Genomic DNA, 7232 nt, shown 5'->3' with positions numbered 1-7232 from the left:
CTCTCCCCCCCCCGCCCCCGATCCACTGGGACCCTCATGTTACGTCCCCACCGGCCGTTGGGGGCCCCCGCCCCCCCCCCCACCCCCCCAACCCCCCCCCCCCCCCCCCCCCCCCCGGGCCGGGGGGTGGCGTCGGACGGCCGTGGTGTCAGACGGAGAACTCCACCGGCAGGCTGTCGAGCCGGGACTCCCAGGTGGAGGCGGTCGAGGAGAGCTCCTCCGCCGGCACGGCCAGCCGCAGGCCCGGCAGCCGGTGCAGCAGGACGTCCACGCCGATCTCGATGATGGACTGGCCGATGTTCTGCCCCGGGCATTCGTGCGGTCCGGAGCTGAACGCCAGGTGCGCCTGGTTGCCCTGCACGGTGACGGCCGCGTCGGGCCGTACCTCCGGATCGACGTTCCCGGCGGCCAGACCCAGGATCAGCAGTTCGCCCTCCTGGATGTGATGGCCGCCCAGTTCCAGGTCGGAGGCCGCGAACCGGCCCGGCAGCACGGACAGCGGCGGGGTGTCCCACATGACCTCCTCCACCACGGAGGAGATGTTCAGCTGCCCGCTGACCAGACCCGACAGCCGGCCGGCGTCGGTGAGGACCAGTTGCAGCACCCGGGCCAGCAGGTTGCTGGTGGTGGTGTGCGCGGCGATCAGCACCAGACGCAGATGGCTGACGACCTCGTCGTGGTCGAGGCCGGCCGGGTGCTGGATGAGGGCCGTGGCGAAGTCGGAGCCCGGCTCGGCCCGCTTGCGCTCGGCGAGTTCGGAGAGGATCTGCATGATCCGCCCGTTGTGCTCCAGGGCGCCCTCGCCACCCTTGAGGACCTGGGCGCACGACTCGACCAGACGCCGCCCTTCCGCCATGGGAAGGCCCAGGATGCGGGTGAGTACGAGCATCGGCAGGTACTCGGCGTAGTCGGCGACCAGGTCGGCGCGCCCGGTGTCGGCGAACGCGTCGATCTGCTTGTTCGCGAAGAACGTGGCATGGCGCCGCACACCGCGGCTCGACGCCGCGAGCAGCCCGTCGGTGACCGCGCCGCGCAGCCGGCGGTGCGGTTCGCCGTCCTGGGAGATGCAGTCGGGCCGCCAGCCGACCATCGGGATCAGCGGGTGCGTCTCCGGGATGTGCCCCTCGCGCCAGTCCCGCCAGATCCGCGCGTCCCGGCTGAACTGCCGCGGGTTGTCGAGCACCCGCCGGTTGTCCCGGTAGCCGAGGACCAGCCACGCGGGCACGTCGCCCTCCAGCAGCACCGGCGCGACCGAGCCGTGCTCCTTGCGCAGCCGCTCGTAGATCCCCTGCGGATCGGTCGCCGCCTCCGGCCCGTACAGCCGGGCGACGTCGGCTCCGCCGTGGGCGACGGGGCAGCCGCGCGGGGTGTCGGCGCCGTTTAAGGGCTGTTCGGTCATCGGGACTCCAGAGCGACGGCGGAGCGGTCCTTCAAGTGACGTATCAGGGTGACCAGTACGTCCCGGCTGGAGGCCCGGTCGCGGGCGTCGCAGGCCACGACCGGAATGTGCTCGGGGATGTCGAGGGCGTCGCGGATCTCCTCGACCGGGTAGTCCTTGGAGTCCGGGAAGACGTTCAGGGCGACGACGAAGGGGACGTTCTGCCGCTCCATCTCCTCGATCGCCCGGAAGCTGGAGGCGAGCCTGCGGGTGTCGACCAGCACGACCGCGCCGAGCGCGCCCTTGAACAGCCCGTTCCACAGGAACCAGAACCGCTCCTGGCCGGGGGTGCCGAACAGGTACAGCATCAGGCTGTCGTTGAGGCTGATCTTGCCGAAGTCCAGGCTGACGGTGGTCTCCGTCTTCTCCGCGACGCCGATCAGGTGGTCGACGTCGGCGCTGGCCTGGGTGAGGGTCTCCTCGGTGGTCAGCGGCTTGATGTCGCTGACCGAGCGGACCATCGTGGTCTTCCCGGTGCCGAAGCCGCCGGCGATCATCACCTTCACCGAGCGGGTGCCCTCGCCACCCGGCCCGCCGGGGTGGTCAAAGCCTTTCAAGTCCACTGAGTACCTCCTCAAGCAGCGCGAGGTCGGGCCCGCGGCGGGCGTCGTGCGCCGGGATGGGGTCACGGGCTTCCACGCGGTCTGCCTCCAGCAGGTCCGCCAGCAGCACCGCGAGAATGTTGAACGGCAATCCGAGGTGGGCGCCGAGTTCGGCGACCGACAGCGGATCACGGCAGCGCCGGAGGATCTCCTCGTGCTCGTGCTGCATCCCCGGGGCGGGGGCGGTGCGGGAGACGATGAGGGTCGCCACGTCGAGACTCGACGCCGAACCGCCCGGTCCGCTACGTCCTCCGGTGAGGACGTAATAACGCTCGAGACCGGACGGGTCCGTGGGCCGGCGGGGAGCACTCATGCAGAGTGCTCCTCCAGCCGCGGAGTGGTGCCGAGGAGCTCGCCCATCCTGCGGGCCAGGTCCCTCATCTGGTGCCCGAGCAGGCCCTGGTCGAGGCCTTCCCGGGCGAGCACGCCGAGATACGTCTCCACGCCCGCGCGGACGACGAAGAGGTGGCCGCCGTCGACCTCGATCATCGCCAGCCGCAGCTGCCCCGCGTACTTGGGGAACTGCTCCGCGACCGGCTGGGCCAGCGCCTGCAGGCCGGCCACCACCGCCGCGAAGCGGTCCACGTCGTCGGGGTCCTCGGCGCCGAAGGAGGTGATGGCCTTGCCGTCGCTGGAGGCCACGAGGGCGAAACGGATCTCCGGGATGGACTCCACGAGATCGCGGAGCGCCCAGCTCACGTCGGTTCCCTGTTGCGTCATGTCGACTCAGTCGCTCTCTTCAGTGCGGTGCTCGGTGGACTCGCGGCCGTCGGCCGGGGCGGCGCTGCCCCGGTCCGGGTCGGACTCGCGTCCGGCGGTGGCGAAGGCGGCCAGGCCGGCGAAGGACGCGTCCGGCGGGACGGCGGCGACGGCGGGCGTCTCCTCCTGGGTCCGCTCGGTGCGCTCGCCCGGCTGGTGCCGGGCCTCCTCGGTCCGTCTGCTTCTGCGCCGGGGCAGTCCGCCGGGCGTGGTCTCCGCGGTCTCGCCGACCTCGACGGTCTCCGCCGGGGCGGCCGGGGGCGTCGGGGTCTCCTCCCTGACGGGGGCCGGGGCGGAGGCCTGCACCACCGGTGCCGTCGTGGGCAGCGGGCTGAAGTACTTGTGCGGGACCACCACGACCACCGAGGTGCCGAGCCAGGGCGAGTCCGCGAAGGTGACGCGGATGCCGTAGCGACGGGCGAGGATGCCGACGACCCGCAGGCCGATGGTGGCGTCCTCGGAGACACCGCCGAGTCCGGGACCGGAGCCGGTGCCGGCGAGGGCCTGCTCGGCCTCGCGCTTCTTCTCCTCGCTCAGGCCCTTGCCGGAGTCCTGGATCTCGATGCCGACGCCGTTCGGCACCTCCTTGCCGGAGACGAGCACCGGCTCGGTGGGCGGCGAGTAGCGGGCCGCGTTGTCGAGGAGGTGGGCGAAGATCAGCGTGAGGTGGTCCACCAGACCGCCGTCGACGCCGAGTTCGGGCAGCTGGCGTACGTCGACCCGGTGGAAGTCCTTGATCCGGCCGATGCCGCCGCGGACCACGCTGAGCAGCCGCTGCGGTTCCTGCCACTGCCGGCCGGGCCGGTCCGAGCCGCCCAGCACGCCGATGCTGGCGGCGAGACAGTCGGCGGGGCCGATCTCCTGGTCGAGTTCCATGAGTCCCCGGGCCACGGACGGCAGCCGGCCGTGCTCGCCCTGCATCTCGTGCAGCCGGCCGCGCAGCTTGCTGGTCAGCACGTGGATGCGGTTGCCGATACCGATGACGGCCTGCTCGGCGGCGGTGGACCGGTCGAACTCGCGCTCCACGCCGATGAGCGCGGTCCGCAGGACCTTGCGCAGCTCGGCCTGGAGCTCCGAACTCACCTTGGCGCACTGGTTGGTGGCCGGCAGCAGGTCGTCGACGGCGTCACCGGCGCGCAGTTGCTCCAGCGCCTCGGGCAGCTGCTCGTCGGCGAGCCGGGCGACGGCGGAGAGCTGGTGGGCCAGCTGCTCCTGCCAGACCGCGGCCTGGTCGGCGAGCTGCGCCTCGTACGACGCGGCCTGGTCGGTCAGCCGCTCCTCGTAGGCGCGGGCCTGCTCGGCGAGCCGGTCCTCATAGCCGGCGACCTGCTCGGCGAGCCGCTCCTCGTAGCCCGCGGCCTGGTCGGCGAGCCGGGCGTCCTGGGCGGCGTGCTCGGCGGCGAACTTCCGCTCCAGGCCCGCGACATGCTGCTGCCACTGCTGGGAGTGCTCGGCCTGCGAGCTGCGGAAGCCGCTCTCGGCCCGGTGGAGCTGCTTGCGGGTGCGGACCAGGAGCCGGACGCACACCGAGCTCGCCGCGGTGGCGGCGGCGCCGACGACGGCCGCGGTTATTCGCTCCGAGCTCATGAACGTGGCGGCAACCGTCCCGCCTCCTAAGGCCAGCGGCATCAGCCACCAGCTGTACCAGGCGACCGGGGCCCGCGCCGCCGGCGGCGGAGTGGCGAGTTCCATCTGCATCCTTCGAGGCAACACGATCGAACAGGGGGGTGTGCAAGGGGGGAGCGCACTGTCCAATGCGCACCGCGAGACGACCGATCGCGACCGAGTCAACTCGCAGCGCCGCAGGGGAGCTTATCGGGTTTGAACGCGAAAGGATCAACCTCACGGCGCGCCGGAGGTGAGGGTTCCGTCACGCTCAGCCAGTATCGAACAGTCGACAAATGCCCATACTGACCAGCACAGTTGTGAAAACGGACGTTGTCATCGGGCGACAAATCGGCACCCCGCGCCTGTCCGTCGCTGATAAGCCCTGACGTATTACTGATGGGTATCGTCGCCATCGTGTCGAAGAGAGCCGCCATGGTGACCGACGACGGGGGCGGTCCGTTCGCGGAGCTGCCCCCGGATCTGCACCATCACCTCAGACCGTTCTTCGCCGACATCACCGAGGAGGTCGTACGGGCGATCAGAACCGAGATCCCCGAGTACGCGCGTCCCGCGGACGACACGTACATGCAGGGGGTGCACCGGGGTGTGGACCATGCGCTGCGGGGGTTCCTGGAGCGGATGGCGAAACCGGACAGCGACTGGGAGCCGGTGCAGGAGACCTACCAGCGGATCGGGCGCGGAGAGGCGGAGGAGGGGCGCAGCCTGGACTCCTTCCAGTCGGCGCTCCGGCTCGGTGCGCGCGTGACGTGGCGCCGGGTGAACGCGCTGGTGGACGCCGATCTGCTGCCGCGCAACGTACTGGGCGCGTTCGGCGAGGCGCTGTTCCTGCACCTGGACGAGATGGCCGCGGCGACGACCGCCGGGTACACCGAGGCCCGCCTGCACGCCGCCGGCGAGCTCCAGCAGCGCCGCATGCGCCTGATCGACCTGCTGACCGCCGACCCACCGGCGTCACCGGAGGCCATCGCGGAACTGGCACACAGCGCCCGCTGGCCGGTACCGAAGTCCCTAGCGGTGGTGGCGATCGACTACACCCCACAACCACCACCCCCTCCGACCACCCCGCCCTGGCCGACGCCGGCCGGAACCGCCATGAGGCCATCGCCGGCTACCGGCTCCGCGACGCACCCACCGACACCGACGACCGGGCCGGTCGCGAGATCATCGCCGACAACGGCCGGGCGGCCGGACCCGAAGTCCGCACCGCCCCCCGGCGGCCCGGACCCGAGGCGCTCGCCGTCGACGGACGGGCAGAGCCCGAGGCCTTCGGCGTCGACGGGCCGGCCGGACCCGAAGTCCCCACCGCCGCCCAGCGACCCCGCTCCGAGGTCGACAACCCCGACGGGCGGGCCGGACCCGAGCCCGTCCACGTCCCCCGGCGGACCAGACCCGAAGCACTCGCCGTCGACGGGCAGGCAGAGCCCGAGGACTTCGGCGGCGATGGGCGGGCAGGGCCCCAGGGCTTCGGCCTCGACGGGCGGGGCGGCCAGCAGGTCATCACCGCCGCCAGGGAGGCCTGCCCCGGGGTCAACACCCCCGATGGGCGGGCCGGTCCAGAGATCATCGCCATCGACGGGCGAGCCGGCCACCAGGTCATCGCCGTCGACGGGCGGGCCAGTCCACAGAACATCCCCGTCGACGGGCGGGCCGGCCCCCAAGGCAGCTCCCTCGGGGAGCGGGGCCGGGGGAAGGCCGTCGTCGTCGGCGCACGGCCCCGCCCCGAACCCGGCCTTCCCGGCGCGTGGGCCCATCGTGCCGCCCGAGTTTCTCGGTCGGTTCGATGTGGAGCCCGCTGTGCTGGTGGTGCCCGATCCCGAGGGGCCGGGGCGGGCGCGGGCGGTGGCCGGGGCGTTGCAGGGGCTGCGGGCGGCGATGGGGCCGACGGTGTCGCTGCAGGAGGGCGCGCGGTCGTTGCGCTGGGCGTCCGAGGCGCTGGAGCTGGTGCGCCGGGGTGTGCTGTGGGACGCCGAAATGGTGCGCTGCCAGGACCACTTGGCCACCCTTCTGCTGCTGCGCGACGACGCCCTCGTCGACGCCATGGCCGAACGCCGGCTGCGTCCACTGGAGCAGGTACGGCCACCGCAGCGCGAGCGCCTCGCGGAGACGTTGCTCAGCTGGCTGAGCTCCGGCCACAACGCCAGCGAGGTCGCCGTCCGGCTCGCGGTGCACCCGCAGACGGTGCGCTACCGCATGCGCCAGCTGGACGAGCTGTTCGGAGACCAACTGCAGGACCCCGCGGCCCAGTTCGAGATGATGCTGGCGCTGCGGGCGCTGCAACTGCGCCGGGGCGTCAGAGGGTCCGGCGCAGAGTGAGCAACTGCGGACCGAATCCGTTGCGTTCGTAGAAGCGGATGGCGTCCGTGTTGGCGGCGTAGGCGGTCACCTCGACCTGCTCGGCACCCGCACCCTTGGCCCAGGCGAGAAACTTCCCCATCAGGCGCGCCCCGGCCCGGGCCCGCCGGTGCGCCGGGCGGACGTACATGCTGATCAGCGTGGCCGAGCTGACCAGCCGTTTGTCCGTCGGCCCGGTCACCGCGCCCATCAGATGCCCGACCACCTGTCCCCCGTGGTCGACCACGAGCACCAGCCGCGTCGGGTCCTCGATGGCCGCGGCGAACGACTCGGCGCCGTGCTCCCGGGGCCAGTCGACGTTGATCGTCGCGTCCCGGGTGCCGCCGTCCTCCGCGAAGAGCCCCGCACTGGAGGCGACGAGTCCCGGTAGGTCCTCCGTGCGGGCCCACCGCACGATCACGTCCTGATCATTCATGCCCGCACCCTAGCGGCCGTCGGTGACATCCTGGACA

At 72.2% G+C, this 7232-nt stretch carries 7 protein-coding genes; 1 reads left to right on the top strand and 6 read right to left on the bottom strand.

Annotated features, from left to right (window positions below):
• Nucleotides 1-148: 148 nt before the first annotated feature.
• Genes IQ210_RS37030 through IQ210_RS37010 form a run of 5 tightly spaced genes read right to left on the bottom strand, consistent with a single transcriptional unit; the run spans nucleotide 149 to nucleotide 4491 of the window.
• Nucleotides 149-1399 (bottom strand): cytochrome P450, encoded by a 1251-nt coding sequence (locus tag IQ210_RS37030; RefSeq protein WP_194083615.1) that lies wholly within the window; start codon nucleotides 1397-1399, stop codon nucleotides 149-151.
• Complete coding sequence (locus IQ210_RS37025; RefSeq protein WP_109494134.1) at nucleotides 1396-2001, bottom strand: GTP-binding protein; 606 nt, start codon at nucleotides 1999-2001, stop codon at nucleotides 1396-1398. The genes IQ210_RS37030 and IQ210_RS37025 overlap by 4 nt, the downstream gene beginning before the upstream one ends.
• Nucleotides 1982-2353, bottom strand: coding sequence for a DUF742 domain-containing protein (locus IQ210_RS37020; protein ID WP_059194658.1), 372 nt, complete (start codon nucleotides 2351-2353; stop codon nucleotides 1982-1984). The genes IQ210_RS37025 and IQ210_RS37020 overlap by 20 nt, the downstream gene beginning before the upstream one ends.
• Nucleotides 2350-2760 carry a roadblock/LC7 domain-containing protein gene (locus IQ210_RS37015; protein ID WP_109494137.1) on the bottom strand — a complete coding sequence of 137 codons (411 nt, stop codon included), beginning with the start codon at nucleotides 2758-2760 and terminating at the stop codon, nucleotides 2350-2352. Before IQ210_RS37015 ends, IQ210_RS37020 begins: the two co-directional genes overlap by 4 nt.
• A 6-nt stretch (nucleotides 2761-2766) precedes the next feature.
• Nucleotides 2767-4491 (bottom strand): ATP-binding protein, encoded by a 1725-nt coding sequence (locus IQ210_RS37010; RefSeq protein ID WP_194083614.1) that lies wholly within the window; start codon nucleotides 4489-4491, stop codon nucleotides 2767-2769.
• Nucleotides 4492-4821: 330 nt separating this feature from the next.
• Between IQ210_RS37010 and IQ210_RS48340 the strand changes: the two genes are divergently transcribed.
• Nucleotides 4822-6741 carry a helix-turn-helix domain-containing protein gene (locus IQ210_RS48340; RefSeq protein ID WP_322657587.1) on the top strand — a complete coding sequence of 640 codons (1920 nt, stop codon included), beginning with the start codon at nucleotides 4822-4824 and terminating at the stop codon, nucleotides 6739-6741.
• Here IQ210_RS48340 and IQ210_RS37000 read toward each other — a convergent pair.
• Nucleotides 6719-7195 carry a GNAT family N-acetyltransferase gene (locus tag IQ210_RS37000; protein ID WP_194083613.1) on the bottom strand — a complete coding sequence of 159 codons (477 nt, stop codon included), beginning with the start codon at nucleotides 7193-7195 and terminating at the stop codon, nucleotides 6719-6721. The two genes, IQ210_RS48340 and IQ210_RS37000, sit on opposite strands and share 23 nt — an antisense overlap.
• Nucleotides 7196-7232 lie beyond the last annotated feature (37 nt).

It is taken from the genome of Streptomyces justiciae (genome assembly GCF_015163075.1).
Taxonomy (GTDB): Bacteria; Actinomycetota; Actinomycetes; order Streptomycetales; family Streptomycetaceae; genus Streptomyces; species Streptomyces justiciae.
The sequence above is the reverse complement of the archived record's forward strand: the minus strand, read 5'-3'. Positions and strand labels throughout refer to the sequence as shown.

Coding starts and splice junctions, on each gene's coding strand:
- IQ210_RS37030 (WP_194083615.1), bottom strand. CDS start 1,399: ATGACCGAACAGCCCTTAAACGGCGCCGACACCCCGCGCGGCTGCCCC.
- IQ210_RS37020 (WP_059194658.1), bottom strand. CDS start 2,353: ATGAGTGCTCCCCGCCGGCCCACGGACCCGTCCGGTCTCGAGCGTTAT.
- IQ210_RS37015 (WP_109494137.1), bottom strand. CDS start 2,760: ATGACGCAACAGGGAACCGACGTGAGCTGGGCGCTCCGCGATCTCGTG.
- IQ210_RS37010 (WP_194083614.1), bottom strand. CDS start 4,491: ATGGAACTCGCCACTCCGCCGCCGGCGGCGCGGGCCCCGGTCGCCTGG.
- IQ210_RS37000 (WP_194083613.1), bottom strand. CDS start 7,195: ATGAATGATCAGGACGTGATCGTGCGGTGGGCCCGCACGGAGGACCTA.